The following is an 18,156-nucleotide window of genomic DNA, read 5'->3' as shown; positions in this document are numbered from 1 at the left end:
CTTAACCTTGAGTAATTTCCTTACGCTTTTCATCAGCAAGTTGATCAATCTTTTTAGTAGAATCATCAGTTACCTTTTGAACTTGCTTTTCTAAATTGCGTTGTTCATCTTCAGTAATATTGCCGTCTTTTTGTTCTTTCTTCAAAGCGTCCATAGCTTCGCGACGAACATTTCTAACGGCGATTTTAGCATCCTCAGCGTATTTTCCAACTTCTTTGGCGATTTCTTCTCTTCTTTCACCAGTAAGTTGAGGAATAACTAATCTAATAACCTTACCATCATTGGCTGGAGTTAAGCCTAAATTAGAGGCTAAAAGAGCATGTTCAATATCATCCAAACTATTTTGATCATATGGAGTAATAAGCAAAACACGTGGTTCTGGAATAGTAATACTTGACATTTGAGTCAATGGAGTAGGTGCACCATAATATTCAACTTGAACATTGTCAAGAAGAGCAGCATTGGCTACACCGGCACGAATTGAAGCTAATCTCTTTTGATAAACCTTAATAGATTTATCCATGTTATCTTGTGCTTTTTTAATAGTTTCGTTATTCATTATTTGTCACCTCTAATAACAGTACCAATATTTTCACCCATAACAACCTTCTTAATGTTGCCTGGAGTATTAACGTTAAATACAATTAATGGAATTTCAGTATCCATTGAAAGTGAACTTGCAGTTCTATCCATAACCTTCAAGTCTTTTGAAATCAAATCAAGTTGAGTTAATTCAGTAAACTTAGTAGCTGTTGGATCAGTCTTAGGATCAGCTGAGTAAACACCATCTACACCATTCTTGGCCATCAAAATTACATCAGCGCCAATTTCAGCAGCACGAAGAGCAGCAGTAGTATCAGTTGAGAAGTATGGGTTACCTGTACCACCACCAAAAATAACTACGCGCCCCTTTTCAAGATGACGGAGTGCTCTTCTTCTAATATAAGGTTCAGCAATTTGTCTCATTTCAATTGAAGTTTGCATTCTAGTAGGAACACCAACTTTTTCAAGACCATCTTGTAATGCTAATCCATTCATAATGGTAGCAAGCATACCCATGTAATCGGCTTGTGCACGTTCCATGCCTAACTTAGCACCGGTTTCACCGCGCCACATATTACCGCCACCACATACGATGCCGATTTCAACACCTAAATCATGAACAGATTTAATTTCTTTAGCTAAATGACCAATTACAGTTGGATTAATTCCATTTCCCTTATCACCTGCTAAAGCTTCACCTGATATTTTTAAAATGATACGTTTATATTTAACTTGACTCATAGTGACCTCCTCTAATAGCTTTAATCATTCTACCATATCTAACTCAACAATGTCTTGATAGTAAAAACAATCATAATAAAAAATAAAAAGGAGAAGCACTTAATGTACTCCTCCTTTCTATCATAATGTAATTTTTAAATTACTTCATTTGTTCGCGAACTTCAGCAGCAAAGTCTTCTTGCTTCTTTTCGATACCTTCACCAACTTCGAAACGTTGGAAAGCAACTAACTTAGCGCCTTTATCCTTCAAGAATTCGCCAACAGTCTTGCTATCATCCATGATGTAGTCTTGTGATAAGACTGCAAATTGCTTATCTACTTGAGTGTTATCATCGATAAAGCGTTGCATCTTACCAGGGATAATTCTGTCCCAGATCTTTTCTGGCTTGCCTTCTTCTTTAAGTTCAGCCTTAATGTCTTCCTTAGCCTTAGCTAAAACATCATCAGTTAATTGCTTTTCTGAACCATAAACAAGGTGTGGCAATGGCTTCTTGTGTACCAATGCACGACTTTCATTATCTTGATCAATCTTGTGGTTCATTACAGCTAATTGATCAGTAATAAATTGATCATCTAATTCGTCAGGTGAGATAACCTTTGGCTTCATAGCTGCAATGTGCATTGCCAAGTGCTTAGCAGTAGCTGCATCGGCACCTTCTAAAACGGTAATAACACCGATTTGGCCACCATTGTGTTGGTAAGCACCAAATTCTTGATCATCATTCTTCTTTTCCAAAGCGAAGCGACGTAAAACAATCTTTTCACCAATGGTAGCAGTTGCATTAACGAATGCTTGATCTAAAGTTGAACCATCGTCCATCTTTAATTCCTTAGCTGCTTCCATATCAGCAGGTTGACCTTCAGCAATGGTCTTAGTTGCGTCCTTTACTAAGTTAACAAACTTATCATTTGAAGAAACAAAGTCAGTTTCTGAGTTAACTTCGGTGATAGCTGCTACATTACCATTAACGTAAACACCAGTCAAGCCTTCAGCTGCAACACGGTCAGCCTTCTTAGCAGCCTTAGCCATACCCTTATCACGAAGATATTGGATAGCCTTGTCCATGTCACCTTCAACTTCTACCAATGCCTTCTTAGCGTCCATAACGCCAGCACCAGTACGTTCACGTAATTCTTTAACTAATTTTGCAGTAATTTGTGCCATTAATAGATCCTCCTACGGAACTAACAGTAAAAACTAGTCTTCTGGATTTTCTTCAGCGCTAACGATTTCTTCTGAACCATCAGCATTTTCCTTAAAGTCAACCTCAACAGATTCGTCATCTTGACCTTGCTTACCTTCAACGATAGCGTCAGCCATAGCACCAGCGATTAAGCGGATAGCACGAATAGCGTCATCGTTTGATGGGATAACTACGTCAATTGGATCTGGATCAGTGTTAGTGTCCACCATAGCTACAACTGGGATACCCAAAATGTTTGCTTCGTGAACAGCGATCTTTTCCTTCTTAGGGTCTACTACGAACAATACATCTGGGATTCTTGGCATATCTTCGATACCACCTAAGAATCTTTCAAGCTTGTCCATTTCCTTAGTTAAAAGTGCAACTTCCTTCTTTGGAAGAACATCAAAGGTACCGTCTTGTGACATTTCCTTTAATTGCTTTAATCTCTTAACACGGCTTTGGATAGTAGTCCAGTTAGTCAAAGTACCACCTAACCAACGTTGGTTTACGTAGTATTGACCTGCACGAGTTGCTTCTTCAGCAATTGAGTCTTGAGCTTGCTTCTTAGTACCTACAAATAAGAATACGCCACCGTCTTCGGCAACAGCCTTCATAAAGTTGTAAGCATCATCTAACATCTTGATAGTCTTTTGCAAGTCAATGATGTAGATACCATTTCTTTGAGTAAAAATGTAAGGAGCCATCTTTGGGTTCCATCTTCTAGTTTGGTGACCAAAGTGGACACCAGCTTCAAGCAATTGCTTCATTGTAACAACGTCTGCCATATTTATATTCCTCCTATGGTTTTATATCCTCTCAAGCGTTCATTTCATCATCAAACCACTACCTAGGGCACCACGATGATGATCGCTCTTGATGTGTTTTAAAAATTATATGCTAACACAGCATACTCGCCTATTTTACAAAAAATAATTTTATTTTTCAAGCTAAAAATTAATATTATGCTCTCTTAAAAAATTTTCTTTCCAAGCGCGTGAATGGTGCTTAAACCAATACTCTCTTTTTAAAGCTAATCTTTTATCGTCAAATTGCTCATGGTAAATCATACGAACTGGTCGCCTAGATTTGGTGTATTTAGCGCCTTTGCCAGAATTATGCATTTTCAGGCGATGATCTAAATCATTAGTAAAGCCACCATAAAAACTACCATCATTACAAAGCAAAACGTAAAAATAGTATTTACCTCGGGCGTCATGTTTAGCTTTATCTTCAGGGGTCTCTCGAACTATTCTTTGAATTAATGGCTTAAATTCATCATTTTTGTCATGAACTTCGATTGCATCCCTAAGTTCAGTTCCATCTGTCCCAGTGTGCTTTACGGCTTCAACGATAATTAAATTTGCATCATCTCCGCGGTGAGACACAAATGGTTGCACTAATTTTACACTCAAATCATGCTTCATGCAGTAGTAACAAATCTCGCCTAATCGCTCAGGTCGATGCACCATAAACATCTTCCCCTTCATTTTTAATAAGCCACTGGCAACTTCAATAATTTGCTCTAAATTAATTAACAATTCATGACGAGCAATTGCTTTTTTTCTATCTGGGTTTACCTCATGCCCTTCAGGGGCCTTAAAGTAAGGTGGGTTAACTGTTACTACATCGTAGCTATCCTTACGCAAAAATTTTGCGGCATTCAGTACATTATCCTTATACACTGCTATACGATTTTCCATTTGATTAAGTTCAATAGAACGCTTAGCTTGCGAATATATTTCGTCTTGAATCTCAATTGCATCATAGTGCGCACGATTGAAGTAAGCCATATAAATCGTTGCAGCACAATTTCCCGCACATAAATCTGCTACTTTATCGCGATCACGAATTTGATTCTTAGCCCAATAAGCCAAAAGCAATGTATCCATAGAAAAGCTAAAGGCAGTTTTATCTTGGATAATCCGCAAATCATCACTGTACATATAATCAATTCGTTCATTATCTTTAAGTTCTACCATAAAAATATTTGCCTTTCTTGTCTATCTATTTTTATAATATTACAACAATTGGAGGAACAAAAAGATGTTTTATAAAATAATTCGTCCGATTGCCCGCTTTATCGTATGGGTACTAAATGGACACTTACATATTCATCACAAGAATCGTTTACCTAAAGGTAACTATATCTTAGTAGCACCTCACCGTACCTGGTGGGAACCTATCTTGTTTGCCTTAGGTGCTAGTCCAATGGAATTTATGTTCATGGCTAAAATCGAACTATTCAAAAATCCGGTTTTACGTTTTATTTTAGATCATGCCCATGCCTTTCCTGTCGATCGAAAAAATCCAGGACCATCTGCATTAAAAATCCCAGTAAAAGGATTAAGAAAAGGGGAATTATCATTAATCATTTTTCCATCGGGCACAAGACACTCTGCTGAATTAAAAGGTGGCGTACTTTTAATTTCTAAAATGTCCAAAAAGCCAATGGTACCCGTCGTTTATCAAGGTCCATTAACTTTTAAAGGACTGCTTAAGCGCAAACCCCTAGAAGTTAACTTTGGTGATCCAATTACAATTGATCGTAAAACTAAATTAACTCATGAAAATGAACAAATTTTATTCAAGCAACTTGAAGATGCCTGGAATAGCTTGGATAAAGAATTAGACCCTAATTTCCATTATGTTGCCAAATAAAACAGCTATTAGCTGTTTTTTATTTTGCTCTCATCCCATTAGCAAATAAAAAGAAAGAAGTGTTAAAATACTTTTAGGTTTTAAATATTGGAGGAAAAAGCAATTGTTAGAAAAAACTTTTTATAAAACGATGCTTAGCAAGTCCTTCCCTTTTCCCGTTAAAGTAACCTACTGGGACGGTAAAAGCGAAGTCTACGGTAATGGTACTCCTGAAATCGAAATTGTCTTTAACGAAAAGATCCCTATGGGCGACATTACTAGAAATGCTTCACTCGCACTTGGTGAAGGATACATGGATAAGAAAATTGAAATCCACGGGGATATTCAAAAATTAATTTTTGGTGCTTACGAAAGTGCCGACAGTTTCATGCGTTCCTCAAAGTTCCGCAAATTTTTACCAAAGCAAAAGCACACTGAAAAGCAAAGTGAAGAAGACGTACAAAGCCACTACGATATCGGTAACGACTTCTACAAGTTATGGCTTGATCCTACTATGACTTACTCTTGTGCTTACTTTGAAGATAGTAATGAAAATGATCTTGAACAAGCTCAAATTGCTAAAGTTCACCACATTTTAAACAAATTAAACCCACAAAAAGGCAAAACTTTACTCGACATCGGTTGTGGCTGGGGTACATTGATGCTCACTGCTGCTAACGAATATGGTCTTAAGGTTACCGGTGTTACATTGAGTGAAGAACAATACAAATTAGTACAAAAGCGTATCTACGATGAAAACTTGCAAGATGTAGCTGAAGTTAGACTTGAAGACTACCGTGAACTTGGTGATCAAACCTGGGATTACGTAACTTCAGTTGGTATGTTTGAACACGTTGGTTCAGAGAACTTACCTAAATACTTCCAAGATGTTTACAAGTACTTAAACAAAGATGGTATTGCTTTGATCCACGGTATTACTCGTCAACAAGGTGGTGCTACTAACGCTTGGATCAACAAATACATCTTCCCAGGTGGTTACATTCCAGGTTTGCAAGAAATTGTCGGCGACATCGCTGACAGTGGCTTGCAAATCACTGATATGGAAGCTCTTCGTCGTCACTACCAAAGAACTCTTGAAATTTGGGACAAGAACTTCAATGCTGTTCGTGATCAAGTTGAAGATAAAATGGGCGAACGTTTCACTCGTATGTGGGACATGTACTTAAATGCTTGTGCTGCTTCATTTGAATCAGGCAATATCGATGTCATCCAATACTTGCTTACCAAGGGCCCTTCTGGCAAGAACTTACCAATGACTAGAAATTACATGCTTAAGTAATTAAAACAGAAAAGTAAGCGTCAAAAACTGAAGTATCTTAAAACCCCATCCAGTTCATGCTAAGATGGGGTTTTTTATATATTCAAATACACGTTGTGCTAGTTAAATCGTTCTAGACAATATGCCATATTATAAGCTAAAATGGCAGTTTCGAGTCTCTCTTGAAAACCTGCTAAACTTCTAGCTCGATTATTTTCAGCGTTGTAGTAAGACAAAAGCGAAAAATCACTCTCGATGGTCCTTCTGAGTGCCATTAAATAGTGCTTATTGTGCTTTTGAGCATTCTTCATGTTTTTACGATATGGTGTCCAAAGCGTATAGCCCATTTGCTCTAAGCGTTGATGCAGGTTTTTGCCCAAATATCCTTCATCGCCCAAAAGGTAACGATTGTCAGGATGAGCGTTAGTAATCAGTTCTACTGTTTCCTTAGCATCATGAACTGAGGCCTTGGTTACGATATAATCTAGCAAGTAGCCGTCGTCGCTAACAATAGCGTGAACCTTAAAACCATAATAATAGATTTTTTTGGTTGCCTTATAGCCAATATCGGCATAGCCGCGAAAGATCTTTGCTCGACGATTGCGAATTGGCTGACAGACTGGCACAGGAAAGCTACCAATAATCAAGATGTCGCCTGACAGATCTACTTCCTCATTAAAGCCATGTCGAATTAAATAGATTAATGGCAAAAGCATGCGTGCTCTGCGATTAAAGCGAGAGTGAGATAAATTAACAAGCTTTTCACAAAATCTTCTTTGAGATTCAACGCCCAATGAAGCCTGCCAAATAAGCAAGGCCAGAATAGAACTGTCAAATATTTTACATCGATTGATATTTCGTCTTTGCTTTAATGCATCTGGGGCATGAAGTTTGTACAAACAGCGACAAATTATATTTAAACGACTAAAACTAACTTGTGTTAGGATGAGAAAAACGCTTAAGCTTAGGGTAGTTCAATCTAGTCAGACTCTTTTCTATTAATATGTTTACAAGTCGAGTCTAACAAGATTGGACTTTTTTTGTTAACTAAAACAATTTAACTAGCACCACGCGTATAATAATAGCGTATAATAATAGCAAATAAAATATTGATATTTTCAAGGGAGGAATATCCATGAAACTCATTAAATCAATCAGCTTAGCTGCTGCCACATTATCTTTAACAGCACCAGCTATTGCACTTGTAAATCCATCAATCACCACTGCTCAAGCTGCTACTAAAAAGTCAACTGGCACAATTACTGTTGGCAATAACAATAGTAGTGTAATCGGTGTCTACAATGCTGCTGGCAAACAAAAGAATCAAAAGATTAAGAACGGCACTACTTTTAAATACTACGGCGCTCCTAAGTTAATCAACAATGAATATACTTATAAGATCGCTAAAGACAAGTACGTTCCGACTTCCGCAATTTCAACATTAAACGGCAAGAGCATCTTATATATTGCTAATAATTCATATGTTTACGACAAAAATGGTAAGCGCGTAACTAAGAACTCTAAGCGTGTCTTATTGCGTAGATCTCGAATTGTAAACTACACCGGCTTGATTAAAACAGCTGCTAGTGATGCATACCGCTTCTTAGTAAATGATGGCAAAAAGATGGCTTTATCAACTAAGACTATTAAGGGCCACCAATATTACAGCATCGGTAAAAACGCATATATCCGCGTATCTAATGTAAGTTACGTAAATAATGAACCATTATATGCTGCATACCAAACTGTAACTTTAGGTAAGCATAGCAATGAATCTAAAGTCCCTGTTTACGATGCCGAAGGTAAAACAGTTAGCCAAGAATTAACTGCTGGCAGCAAAGTTAGTGTTGACCGCACTAAGACTATTAAAAATGGCGACCAAACTTTGACTTTATACGGCATTAAGGGTCAAAAGTCATACATTGATATGAACGACATTGCAACTATGCCAAACTTGGCTGTTGCACCAGAAGAATAAAATTCAAATAATTAATTTAAATTTAAGGCTAGTTGAATTTGATGCGAACGCCAAATTTGGGACATATTTTAGATCACTCTATTTTAAAACCATATTTCGATATTTTATCGGAGTATGGTTTTTCTAATGTCTTGATACTATCATAATTGTAGTAATAAGATGTACGCTTGGTGCTAATTAAAGCTTGTCCATCAATACACCATTATATGTTAATATTGTCATTTCTAAGCGGTTTGAAATCCTACTAAAATGCATGTTCTATTTTCCGCATTATAATAAGCTAAAAGTGAAAAAATACTTTCATTTATCTTTCCTAATTTTCATCAACTTACGATCGTTATGTTCCCTAGCACTTTGCATATTCTGCTATATAGAGTTCAGGGATCTGACTTATCTCTATCATGTTTTAAGTATCCTAAGATCTAATCTTTTTAATTTTATTTATATTTTTTAACAAAAGTAGAAAAAACGATTTGCTTTTTTAATAATCATATAATAAAATTAAAATATAATTTAATAAAATTTCTTTGGAGGTACGCTTTATCATGACTAAAGCAAGAAAATATTTTGGTGCATTAGCACTTATTTCTGGAGCAGCTTTAAGTTTAGTTGCATGTGGTAATAACAAACATACAAACAGTAGTAATGCAAATAAAACTAATCATAAGTTTAGCGAAACTGTTCCCGTAAAAAGTATTAAAAAAGGGGGAACTTTAACCTATGCTCTTGAAACAGACAGTCCATTCACTGGTATTTTCTTACCAGAATTATCAGATACTACAATTGATGGTGAGGTACAAAGCCCAGGTCTAGAAACTTTATTTTCAACAGATGATCAATATAAGATCAATAATAAAGGAGCTGCTACTTTTAAACTAAATCGGAAAGCTAAGACTATCACAATCGAAGTGAAAAAAGGAGTTAAGTGGTCAGATGGTAAGCAAGTGAATGCTAAAGACGTTGAATTTGCTTATGAAATTATTGCAAATAAAGACTCTAAATCACAAAGATATACTGAATCTTTAGCTGATATTGTTGGCTTAGCTGAATATCATGAAGGCAAAAGCAAGAAAATTTCTGGAATTGAAATGCCTGATGGTGAAAATGGACGCAAAGTCGTACTCCATTTCAAGCAAATGAAGCCTGGTATGCTTCAATCAGGTAATGGATATTTCTGGGAATATGCTGAACCCTATCATTACTTAAAGGATGTACCTTTTTCAAAGCTTTTATCTAGTGACAAGGTCAGAAAATCCCCACTATTTTTTGGACCATTCCGTGTATCTAATATTGTTCGTGGTCAATCTGTTTCTTGGGAGCGTAATCCTTATTACTGGCGTGGTACACCAAACTTTGAAAAAGTAACTGCATCTGTTGTCAGCTCCAGTTCTGCTACCCAAGCCATTAAAAATCATAAATTTGATATTGCTGATGTGGTTAATACACAATGGGATCAAACTAAGAATGCAACTGATACTAACTTTATTGGTGAAGTTCCACTTAATTATAGCTACTTAGCTTTTAAAGTTGGTAAATGGGATAAGAAGCTAGGAAAGAATGTTGAAAATAAGAATGCCAAGATGAATAATCCAGCATTACGTAAAGCAATGGCCTATGCAATGAATATTGATGCTGTTGCTAAACGCTATTACCAAGGATTAGCATTCCGTGTTAATACTTTGATTCCAGAACAATTTGGTGACTTTTCCGATAGTTCAATTAAAGGTTACCCATATAACTTGAAGAAAGCCAACCAATTACTAGATAAAGCCGGATATAAAAAGAAAGGCGAATTCAGAGTTCAACCTAACGGAAAGAAGCTTACTATTAATTTAGCTGTTAGAAACAATGCTACTACCGCAGAGCCCGTATGGCGTAATTATATCCAACAATGGAAGAAAATCGGTTTGAACGTTAAGTTTGTTGGCGGTCGTCCAATGGAATTTAACAATTGGGTACAAGCAGTTCAATCTGATGATCCAAAAATTGATGTCTTTGAAGGTGGCTGGTCACTTTCAAGTGAACCATCCCCTAACGACCTTTACAATGAAGCTGCACCATACAACTTTGCTCGTTTCGTTTCACCTAAGCAAACTAAGCTTTTAGCTGATATTGACTCAGAAAAAGCTTTCAACCATAAGTATCGTGTTGACGCATTCAGAAAATGGCAAAAATGGATGTACAATGAGGCCTATGTTGTACCTACCACTAATTCATATTCACTAACCGCTGTTAATAAAAAAGTAACTGGATGGTCAGTTAAACCAAGCGCAACTAACTGGTTTAGTGCAGGGTTTGTAAAATAAACATTACCTAACTGTCTTGCCTAATAAATATCTTTTCTAAAATTTACTTTAATTAATCTAAAAAATGCTACTAAATCTGACTGATTTGGTAGCATTTTTCTTGTGTATCACTAATAGTGACGTTATTAATGAAGGAATTGACCATCAATTTTTTCGTGTGCGCGTATAGATGTCTAGTCGGGCCAAATGATGGATAAACCTGCAACACAGACAAAGACCTGAAGGAAAGCGTAAAACTAAAGCAGAAGCTATGAAACAATGACACACCCGCGAACAGAGTTCGCAAGTTTCAGAAATAATTAATGTCTCGTTCAGATAATTTAGACATAACAAAAGCCTCGAAATTACAGTCCAAATTTCAGGTGCTTACGTAAATTGTGATAGAGCTTTTTGCCATAAAAAATAGCGAACCACTACAGATTCGCTATTTTCTCTAAATTTACGACTTATGCATCAATATCTGGAGCTTGACCAAGTTCAGCCGTTAACATCCAAAGCCGCTTTTCAAGATCTGTATGGAAACCAGTCAAAATATCATTAGTAGAGTAATCTCCTTCTTTATCAGAAGCTTCAAGCGCTTCTTCATAGAGCTTATCTAAATAACGATAGCCTGAAATGATCTTTTCAAGTCTTTGTGTATTAGTGAAGTCCCAACTCCCCTTTTCACCAGGAATTTTATTTAATTGAACAACTTCCCTTAAAGTGGCAACAGGTGAACCATCGATGGTAATTAGTCTTTCTGCAAGACCATCAATCTGATCATCTAGTTCATCCATTAAGTCATCAAGATATGGGTGCAACTTCAAGAATTGACTGCCGCGCATATACCAATGGTGACGGCGAACAATCATATGCATATGCAATAAATTAATGACTAATTCATTTAACTTTTCTTTTGTTTCTGGATACTTCATATTGAGACCTACTTTCATTAAATTAAAATTTAGCCCAGCCTAAGGTATGTTGGGCCGCCAAGTTAAGTATACTCCATTGACGGTCAAAACTTGGTGAGAAGAAGAAATCTTGTTCTGCAAAATCTTCTAAAGTAAGTCTATGGCTAATAGCTAAACTAAGGACATTTCCTTGACCTGTTAAATCATAAGTAGACATTCCGACCCCACCTAAAATTTGGTGGTTAAGCTTATCAAAGGTCAATGCTACATAACCTAATGGGTTATCTTCATCTTATTCACTTAGGCCAATATAGATTCTTGTTATTTTTACCAGATTGTAATTCTATCTTCTGGATCAAGCCACATACCATCTGTCTTCTTAACGCCAAATGCATCATAGAATTCATTTTGGCATTGAACCGGAATATTTACTCTAGTTGGTTGTGGCGCATGAACATCGGTTTGAACTTCAGTCTTAATTGCCTCTGGACGTTGTTTCTCCATCCAGCTTCTAGCGTAGTTTTCAAACAAATCCTTCAAATCTGCACCATCATTTTTGCCTGCTTGAACGGCGCAAGCTAAACCAGCAAGGTCAGCAATATTTTCAGAAACAACTTGCTTACCATTAATCTTAGCTGGACCATATTGCAAACCATCGAAAATGTCGATCATTTGGCCCACACGCTTGTTAAATTCGGCAAAGTCTTGCTTGGTCCACCAGTTGTTCATATTACCATTTTCATCAAATTTGGCACCGTTGTTGTCAAAGGCGTGAGAAACTTCGTGACCAATAGTAGCACCAATACCACCGTAGTTGGCACCTCTTGATTGGTTAATATCATAGAATGGCTTTTGCAAAATACCAGCTGGGAAAGTTAAATCGTTTCTTTGTGGGTCGTAACAAGCGTTGTTCAAGTTACCTGGCATGAGCCATACTGAACGATCAACCGGCTTAGTCAATTTCTCTAGTTCATATTCGGTACGAACTTTATCCATAGCAGCTTCATTTTCATATAAGCTCTTTTCAGGATCTACTTGTAACAAATCAAAAATCTTTTCAATTTTTTCTGGATAACCAATCTTAAGAACCAAAGCATTTAATTTAACAATTGCTTTCTTCTTAGTTTCATCAGAAAGCCAAGTATTATGGTTGATTCTTTCTTCATAAACCTTAAGCATGTTGTGAATCATATCTTCAACGTCATGCTTAGCCTTTTCGCCAAAGTACTTCTTACCATAGAAAATACCAACTACTTCATCAAAGGCACTGTTGGCAATACGATAGGCTTGCTTAATTTGTGATGGCATTTCTGGTGCGCCAGTAATTGCTTGGTTAAATGGAAAGGCTGCTTCTCTAAACTTTTGTGACAAGTACTTAGCTACGCTATTAATGTATTTAACTAGCAGCCAGCCTTTGATTTCGTCAAAGTTTTCAGCATTGATTAATTCTTCTGCATGGTCAAGGAAGCGTGGTTCCATCACAATTACACGCTTTTGTTTTTCAGGTAAAAGTTCATCTAAGAATTTTGTCATATCGAATGACTTAAACTTAGCAATAAATTTGTCATATGAAACTGGGTTATAAATAGCAGCATCGTCGGCCCACTCTTCAGTAGACTTAACAACCTTGGCAACTTTTGCATCAAAAGCCAATGCATTATCAACGTATACTCTTGCTTCGGTCTTGCCAATACCGGCCATCATTAACAAATTAATGCTTTGATCTTGCAAAATGTCTAATAGCTTCTTAGCATCTTCTGTCTTATAAGTTGTTGTATCTGGCAAGAAGGTACTTGGACCACCAAAGTATAAGACATTAACGTCGGTATTCTTCATATCGGCATCGACGCCATAGACGAATGGCAAGATATATGGACCCATGTATAAGTCCTTAGCTTTTTTACCAAAGTCAGCAAAATCAGTTAATGATAATAACTTTTGCAAGTCATTTTGAATAGGGTTTGCTTCTTCTGCATCCCTCTTCTCAAAATTCTTAGCAATCTTATACAAAGCAATTGCCTTATCCAATTCCTTGATATCAGGCATCTTTTCCTTGCCTGCAGCAATATCGGCAAAGTCTTTCATCATTCTATTTTCAATCTTAATGTCAAGTTCTGAGTTGACACCAGTTGAAGTACGGTCAGCAGGGATTTCAGCTTTAGAAAGCCAATTTGAATTAACAGCCAAATATAAATTATCTTGTGGCTTAGCATTAACATCTGGTTCTGCAACATCGCCCGCACCACCGCGAACAGCGTAAAATCTTCTCATTTTTCCTCCTATGAATATTAATAATTATTTCATTCTTTTTAATCATTATAACAAAAAGACGTTTGCAATCATGGAAAACGTCTTTTATTAACTACTCTTTATTTTCATTATTCTGCAGAGTATACAAATTGTAGTAGTAACCCTTCTTAGCAAGAAGCTGTTCATGGTTACCACGTTCAATGATTCTCCCCTTGTCTAACACGATAATTTGATCCGCATCGGCAATTGTAGACAAACGGTGAGCAATCGCTAAAGTTGTTCTACCTTTACGTAAACGTTTAAGTCCCTGTTGGATCATAGTTTCAGTTTCGGTATCAACGTTAGCTGTAGCTTCGTCCAATACCAAAACTTTAGGGTCTGTAACCAATGTTCTAGCAAAAGAAATTAATTGACGCTGACCTTGACTTAATTCTTCGCCGCCTTCAATTACCTTTGCGTGATATTTACCTGGCATCTTTTCGATAAATTGATCTGCTTGAACTGCCTTAGCTGCGTCTTTAATTTGTTCATCGGTAATATTCTTATTATATAAACGAATATTAGAAGAAATATCACCATAAAACATGAATGGTTCCTGCAAAACAAGCCCCAGCTTTTTACGCAGTTCTTCTTTAGGGTATTTTTTGATATCTATATCATCAATTAAGATCTCGCCCTTACCAAATTCATAAAAGCGCATCATTACATTGATAATCGAGCTTTTACCAGAGCCAGTATGACCCACAATACCTAAAGTTTCACCTGAATTTACTACGAATGAAATATCATGCAAAATTTCATTTTTACCATCATATGAGAAACTAACGTGCTTGAATTCAATCTTGCCGCGACTGATAGTCAATCCTTCTTGAGCATTTTGCTTTGGCTCATATTGTTCATCATCTAAAATCGCAAAGATTCTCTTACCGGCTACGATACCATCTTGGAAGAAAGTCATCTGGTCCATCATAGTTGAAATTGGATTAAACAATTGTGATAAGTATTGTGAGAAAGCATATACCACACCAGCTGGCACAAATGTTGCCTGCAATGGAAAACCGAAATACATCAACGTTACAGCTAAAGCCAATGAATAAAGCAAACTAGTCAAAGGTGAAAGCAGCAATGAGTTAATACGGATCATGTTGAAACGCGTATTCATCAACCCACCATTTTCACCCTCAAATTGGTTGGTCATTCTCTTTTCTTGGTTAAACTGCTGAATAATCGAGACGCCCTCAATTGACTCATTCAAGTTAGCGTTAATTCTACTCAACCGTTCACGATAGTTACGATAAAGCCGCGAACTCTTTTGCGAATAGAGCCAAATAACAAAGAGCAAAATTGGCACAAACGCTAAAACAATCCAGCCCGCAATCACGTTCGTAGTAAACATTGCGACCAATGCTGTAACCACAGAAAAAGCACCAATTACTACAGTTGAAAGCACAGTCAAGAAGTTGCTAAGAGTCATCGTATCGTTAGTAACTCTTGAAACGATTGAACCGGCAGGAGTTTGGTCAAAATAGCGCATCCCTAACTTATGCAATTTTCGATAAAGCGCTCTTCTAATGCTTTCCAAGGTCTTTTCAGAACCCAAAGCAAAGAAATATTGGTAAGTAAACTGAATGACCGCTTTTAAAATGGAACCTACTGCATAAAGCAAACCCGCAAACAGAATAATTTGGACAGTTGCACTTTGTTTAAGCAAAAAGTTGTCTAAGAAATATTGCAATCCACGCGGAAGCAAAATATTGATAATGCTGACTAAGAAGGCACCAATCAAGGCAATGGTCATTTCAAACTTGAAGTGTTTAACAAAGCCCATCAAACGTTTAAAAATCGCTACCTGCTCTTTAAATGGGATTGCCTTAGACCACACTGATTCTTGCTTTTCTTCATTATTCATCTACATCTTCACCCACCTTTGCTTGCAATTCTTGTCTACGCCACATTTCCGCATACCAGCCATTTTCTTTGAGCAGATCTTGGTGATTGCCTCGTTCAATAATTTGACCGTCTTTTAAGACTAAGATCAAATCGGCATCCATGACCGATGTCAATCTATGTGCCGCAATCATCGTGGTCTTATCTTTTCTTTCATTTCTCAAAGAAGTTAGAATTTCGGTTTCAGTCTTTGCATCAACCGCTGATAAAGCATCATCCAAAATCAAAATTTGGCTATCTTTAAGCAAAGCACGGGCAATGGACATTCTTTGACGTTGACCACCAGAAAGTGAAAGTCCATTTTCACCGACTAAAGTCTCATAGCCCTGTGGCATTTGTAAAACATCATCGTGCAAATCACTCTTCTTAGCAGCTACCGCAATCTCATTTTTGCCTGCATCTGCCTCTGAGAAAGCAATATTTCTACCAATACTCGTTGAAAAGAGGAAGTTGTTCTGGGGAACATAAGATATTTGGCTAAGTAAAACTTTAAGCGGAATTTTCTTGATATTGATGCCATTTAAGGTGATTTCACCGTCATATTGGTCGAATTCTCTCAATAGCAGCTGAATGATTGTCGTTTTACCAGCACCTACACGACCTACTAAACCTAAAGTTTGACCAGGTTTTAAGGTGAAATCGATGTTCTTTAATACTGGAATATCCTTTTCATCAGGATAAGCAAACGACTTAATATCAAAATGCAAATCACCTTGTAAGTCTTGAGCCCTAATACTTTGATCAGCGTGGGCATCAGTAATTAACGGCTTTTCATAAAGTAGCTTTTCTACACGGTCGTAGCTCGCACTACCTCTTTCCAAAATATTGAACAAATAACCAATCGCAAACATCGGCCAAACCATGTTGGCAATATAGGCAATGAAGGAAACGAGCTGACCAATCGATAGCACTTTATTTGTAACTAAAAGTCCACCATAAATAATGGTAATTACATAGGTTGCACCGATAATTGCCGTACCCAATGGATCAAATAAGGAGTCCCATACAAACACTTTTTTATTGATATTAATTGTGTCATCGACCATTTTGTCAAAGGCCTGAGTATCTTCTTTTCCTTGACCAAAGGTCTTCAGCACCTTGATGCCTGAAACGGATTCTTGGGTCTTATTATTCAAACGTGAAAAAGCAGCCTGTGATTTATCAAAAGCATCATGCAAACGACCCCCAAGCTTCCAAGCACCTAGTGCCAAAAATGGCAGTGGCAATAAAGCAACGATAGTCAGACGCCAATCAACGAAAATGATCATGGCAATCATAGTTGATAATCCCATGACAAGAGAGTCAACTAAAGTTAAAACGCCATCACCGGCTACGTTTTGAATAGAAGTCACATCGTTAGTTGCATGGGCCATCAAGTCACCGGTTCGGTGGCGCTGATAAAATGTTCTGTCCATGATCATAAAGTGGTCGAACAGTTTAGAACGCATTTGTCGTTCTAGTTCTGCGGCCCCGCCCCAAATTTGCTTACGCCAAAAGTAGCGCAAAATATATAAAACGAAGGCGGCAGCCAAAACAGCTAGAACCAACATCCCATATTGCCCCCATGAGATGTGACCTTGATCCAGCTGATCTGCCATCAGTCCTAATACTCTTGGCGGAATTAAGTTGGCTAAAGAGGTTAAAGCAAGAAAAGTAATTCCGATAATATAACGTTTCCTTTCTTGTTTAAAAAACCAACCCAGTTTTTTAAATATGTTCATTTACTCACTCCATTCTTTAAAAAGAACACCAAAAAAGACGAAGGAATAATCCCTCGCCTTAACACCACAAAATAATCTAATAATTACTTTTGTTGATGCTTCATCATGTTCATTACTTGATGAACCTTCTTGTTAGAAGGCTTTTGTCCCATTTGAGACATCATAGCAACGATCATATCTTCACTAATAGGAGGATTTTCCTTAAAATACTTCTTCATGTATGCTCTTGCACCATAAAAACCTGCTGTTGCACCAACTAAAAGTGCAATAATAATCAAAAATATTGCTAAACCTAAATTCATATTATATCCTCCATCTAACTAACAATAATATCTTACATAATTTTTCACTTTTTTAAAAGGCTTAATTAATCTTTTCTAAGACCTTTTCTTCTTTGAGCACGTTTTGCTCTTTCTGAGGTTACTTCTTTACCGTTTTTATCGATAATTACCATATTTTCAACGTCTTGCTTAAATGCAGCTCTGAAGTTGGCAAGGAATTTTTTGTGAAGTTCTTTACGTTCTTGTTCCTCTTCGGGAGTTAAGCCTTCTTTTTCTTTCTTATGGTAAAGTTCATTAATTCGATCAGTTACCTTTTTTTCTTCTTCTTTACTCATTGCATCTTTATTCATTTTATATTCACCTCACATTAACAATCTTTAGTCTACCGTATTT

The 18,156-nt window shown here is 36.9% G+C and carries 15 protein-coding genes and 2 pseudogenes; 4 read left to right on the top strand and 13 right to left on the bottom strand.

Annotation, left to right across the window (positions count from 1 at the left end; genetic code table 11):
- Position 1: 1 nt before the first annotated feature.
- The 5 genes from frr to CP368_RS02255 form a co-directional block, all read right to left on the bottom strand.
- The gene (frr, locus tag CP368_RS02275; RefSeq protein ID WP_025005931.1) at positions 2 to 559 is read right to left on the bottom strand and encodes a ribosome recycling factor; all 558 of its coding nucleotides are present in this window, start codon (positions 557 to 559) and stop codon (positions 2 to 4) included.
- Positions 559 to 1,284: a UMP kinase gene (gene pyrH, locus CP368_RS02270; protein WP_025005930.1), complete on the bottom strand. Its 726-nt coding sequence runs from the start codon at positions 1,282 to 1,284 to the stop codon at positions 559 to 561. The genes frr and pyrH overlap by 1 nt, the downstream gene beginning before the upstream one ends.
- Before the next feature lie 139 nt (positions 1,285 to 1,423).
- Positions 1,424 to 2,449 (bottom strand): translation elongation factor Ts, encoded by a 1,026-nt coding sequence (gene tsf, locus CP368_RS02265; protein WP_056945436.1) that lies wholly within the window; start codon positions 2,447 to 2,449, stop codon positions 1,424 to 1,426.
- A gap of 33 nt (positions 2,450 to 2,482) precedes the next feature.
- Entirely contained in the window at positions 2,483 to 3,256 is a 774-nt protein-coding gene (gene rpsB / locus CP368_RS02260; RefSeq protein ID WP_056945437.1) for a 30S ribosomal protein S2, read from the bottom strand.
- A 162-nt stretch (positions 3,257 to 3,418) separates the two neighbouring features.
- Entirely contained in the window at positions 3,419 to 4,450 is a 1,032-nt protein-coding gene (locus tag CP368_RS02255; protein ID WP_098036244.1) for a GIY-YIG nuclease family protein, read from the bottom strand.
- Positions 4,451 to 4,514: 64 nt separating this feature from the next.
- Between CP368_RS02255 and CP368_RS02250 the strand changes: the two genes are divergently transcribed.
- On the top strand, positions 4,515 to 5,129 hold the full coding sequence (locus tag CP368_RS02250) for a 1-acyl-sn-glycerol-3-phosphate acyltransferase (RefSeq protein WP_098043779.1): 615 nt from the start codon (positions 4,515 to 4,517) through the stop codon (positions 5,127 to 5,129).
- Between the two features lie 103 nt (positions 5,130 to 5,232).
- Positions 5,233 to 6,408 carry a cyclopropane-fatty-acyl-phospholipid synthase family protein gene (locus CP368_RS02245; protein WP_098043778.1) on the top strand — a complete coding sequence of 392 codons (1,176 nt, stop codon included), beginning with the start codon at positions 5,233 to 5,235 and terminating at the stop codon, positions 6,406 to 6,408.
- Positions 6,409 to 6,506: 98 nt separating this feature from the next.
- On the opposite strand, the pseudogene CP368_RS02240 reads toward CP368_RS02245, so the two are convergent.
- Positions 6,507 to 7,365: pseudogene (locus CP368_RS02240) on the bottom strand (IS982 family transposase).
- A 157-nt stretch (positions 7,366 to 7,522) separates the two neighbouring features.
- On the opposite strand from CP368_RS02240, the gene CP368_RS02235 reads away from it, so the two are divergent.
- Complete coding sequence (locus CP368_RS02235; protein WP_098043777.1) at positions 7,523 to 8,365, top strand: SLAP domain-containing protein; 843 nt, start codon at positions 7,523 to 7,525, stop codon at positions 8,363 to 8,365.
- Between the two features lie 545 nt (positions 8,366 to 8,910).
- Entirely contained in the window at positions 8,911 to 10,671 is a 1,761-nt protein-coding gene (locus tag CP368_RS02230) for an oligopeptide ABC transporter substrate-binding protein (protein ID WP_098043776.1), read from the top strand.
- 446 nt (positions 10,672 to 11,117) lie between these two features.
- Here CP368_RS02230 and CP368_RS02225 read toward each other — a convergent pair whose 3' ends face one another.
- From CP368_RS02225 to CP368_RS02195, 7 genes and pseudogenes are all read right to left on the bottom strand, one after another.
- The gene (locus CP368_RS02225; RefSeq protein WP_025006478.1) at positions 11,118 to 11,585 is read right to left on the bottom strand and encodes a DNA starvation/stationary phase protection protein; all 468 of its coding nucleotides are present in this window, start codon (positions 11,583 to 11,585) and stop codon (positions 11,118 to 11,120) included.
- 22 nt (positions 11,586 to 11,607) lie between these two features.
- Positions 11,608 to 11,856 (bottom strand): annotated as a pseudogene (locus CP368_RS02220) (FAD-dependent oxidoreductase); the annotation flags it as partial.
- A gap of 35 nt (positions 11,857 to 11,891) precedes the next feature.
- The gene (locus CP368_RS02215; RefSeq protein ID WP_098043775.1) at positions 11,892 to 13,835 is read right to left on the bottom strand and encodes a M13 family metallopeptidase; all 1,944 of its coding nucleotides are present in this window, start codon (positions 13,833 to 13,835) and stop codon (positions 11,892 to 11,894) included.
- Positions 13,836 to 13,926: 91 nt separating this feature from the next.
- Positions 13,927 to 15,723 carry an ABC transporter ATP-binding protein gene (locus CP368_RS02210; protein WP_199161199.1) on the bottom strand — a complete coding sequence of 599 codons (1,797 nt, stop codon included), beginning with the start codon at positions 15,721 to 15,723 and terminating at the stop codon, positions 13,927 to 13,929.
- Positions 15,716 to 17,482, bottom strand: a complete 1,767-nt coding sequence (locus CP368_RS02205) for an ABC transporter ATP-binding protein (RefSeq protein ID WP_098043774.1) — start codon at positions 17,480 to 17,482, stop codon at positions 15,716 to 15,718. The genes CP368_RS02210 and CP368_RS02205 overlap by 8 nt, the downstream gene beginning before the upstream one ends.
- Positions 17,483 to 17,565: 83 nt before the next feature.
- Entirely contained in the window at positions 17,566 to 17,784 is a 219-nt protein-coding gene (locus CP368_RS02200; protein WP_013438154.1) for a YneF family protein, read from the bottom strand.
- A gap of 65 nt (positions 17,785 to 17,849) precedes the next feature.
- The gene (locus CP368_RS02195) at positions 17,850 to 18,113 is read right to left on the bottom strand and encodes a DUF896 domain-containing protein (RefSeq protein ID WP_081776580.1); all 264 of its coding nucleotides are present in this window, start codon (positions 18,111 to 18,113) and stop codon (positions 17,850 to 17,852) included.
- Positions 18,114 to 18,156: the final 43 nt, after the last annotated feature.

The sequence above is a fragment of the Lactobacillus sp. UMNPBX17 genome (genome assembly GCF_002553735.1).
In the GTDB taxonomy this organism is placed as follows: Bacteria; Bacillota; Bacilli; order Lactobacillales; family Lactobacillaceae; genus Lactobacillus; species Lactobacillus gallinarum.
The sequence above is the reverse complement of the archived record's forward strand: the minus strand, read 5'-3'. Positions and strand labels throughout refer to the sequence as shown.

Excerpts from the sequence above, each read along its gene's own strand:
- frr (WP_025005931.1), bottom strand. The coding sequence starts at position 559 with ATGAATAACGAAACTATTAAAAAAGCACAAGATAACATGGATAAATCT.
- pyrH (WP_025005930.1), bottom strand. The coding sequence starts at position 1,284 with ATGAGTCAAGTTAAATATAAACGTATCATTTTAAAAATATCAGGTGAA.
- tsf (WP_056945436.1), bottom strand. The coding sequence starts at position 2,449 with ATGGCACAAATTACTGCAAAATTAGTTAAAGAATTACGTGAACGTACT.
- rpsB (WP_056945437.1), bottom strand. The coding sequence starts at position 3,256 with ATGGCAGACGTTGTTACAATGAAGCAATTGCTTGAAGCTGGTGTCCAC.
- CP368_RS02255 (WP_098036244.1), bottom strand. The coding sequence starts at position 4,450 with ATGGTAGAACTTAAAGATAATGAACGAATTGATTATATGTACAGTGAT.
- CP368_RS02250 (WP_098043779.1), top strand. The coding sequence starts at position 4,515 with ATGTTTTATAAAATAATTCGTCCGATTGCCCGCTTTATCGTATGGGTA.
- CP368_RS02235 (WP_098043777.1), top strand. The coding sequence starts at position 7,523 with ATGAAACTCATTAAATCAATCAGCTTAGCTGCTGCCACATTATCTTTA.
- CP368_RS02230 (WP_098043776.1), top strand. The coding sequence starts at position 8,911 with ATGACTAAAGCAAGAAAATATTTTGGTGCATTAGCACTTATTTCTGGA.
- CP368_RS02225 (WP_025006478.1), bottom strand. The coding sequence starts at position 11,585 with ATGAAGTATCCAGAAACAAAAGAAAAGTTAAATGAATTAGTCATTAAT.
- CP368_RS02215 (WP_098043775.1), bottom strand. The coding sequence starts at position 13,835 with ATGAGAAGATTTTACGCTGTTCGCGGTGGTGCGGGCGATGTTGCAGAA.
- CP368_RS02210 (WP_199161199.1), bottom strand. The coding sequence starts at position 15,723 with ATGAATAATGAAGAAAAGCAAGAATCAGTGTGGTCTAAGGCAATCCCA.
- CP368_RS02205 (WP_098043774.1), bottom strand. The coding sequence starts at position 17,482 with ATGAACATATTTAAAAAACTGGGTTGGTTTTTTAAACAAGAAAGGAAA.
- CP368_RS02200 (WP_013438154.1), bottom strand. The coding sequence starts at position 17,784 with ATGAATTTAGGTTTAGCAATATTTTTGATTATTATTGCACTTTTAGTT.
- CP368_RS02195 (WP_081776580.1), bottom strand. The coding sequence starts at position 18,113 with ATGAATAAAGATGCAATGAGTAAAGAAGAAGAAAAAAAGGTAACTGAT.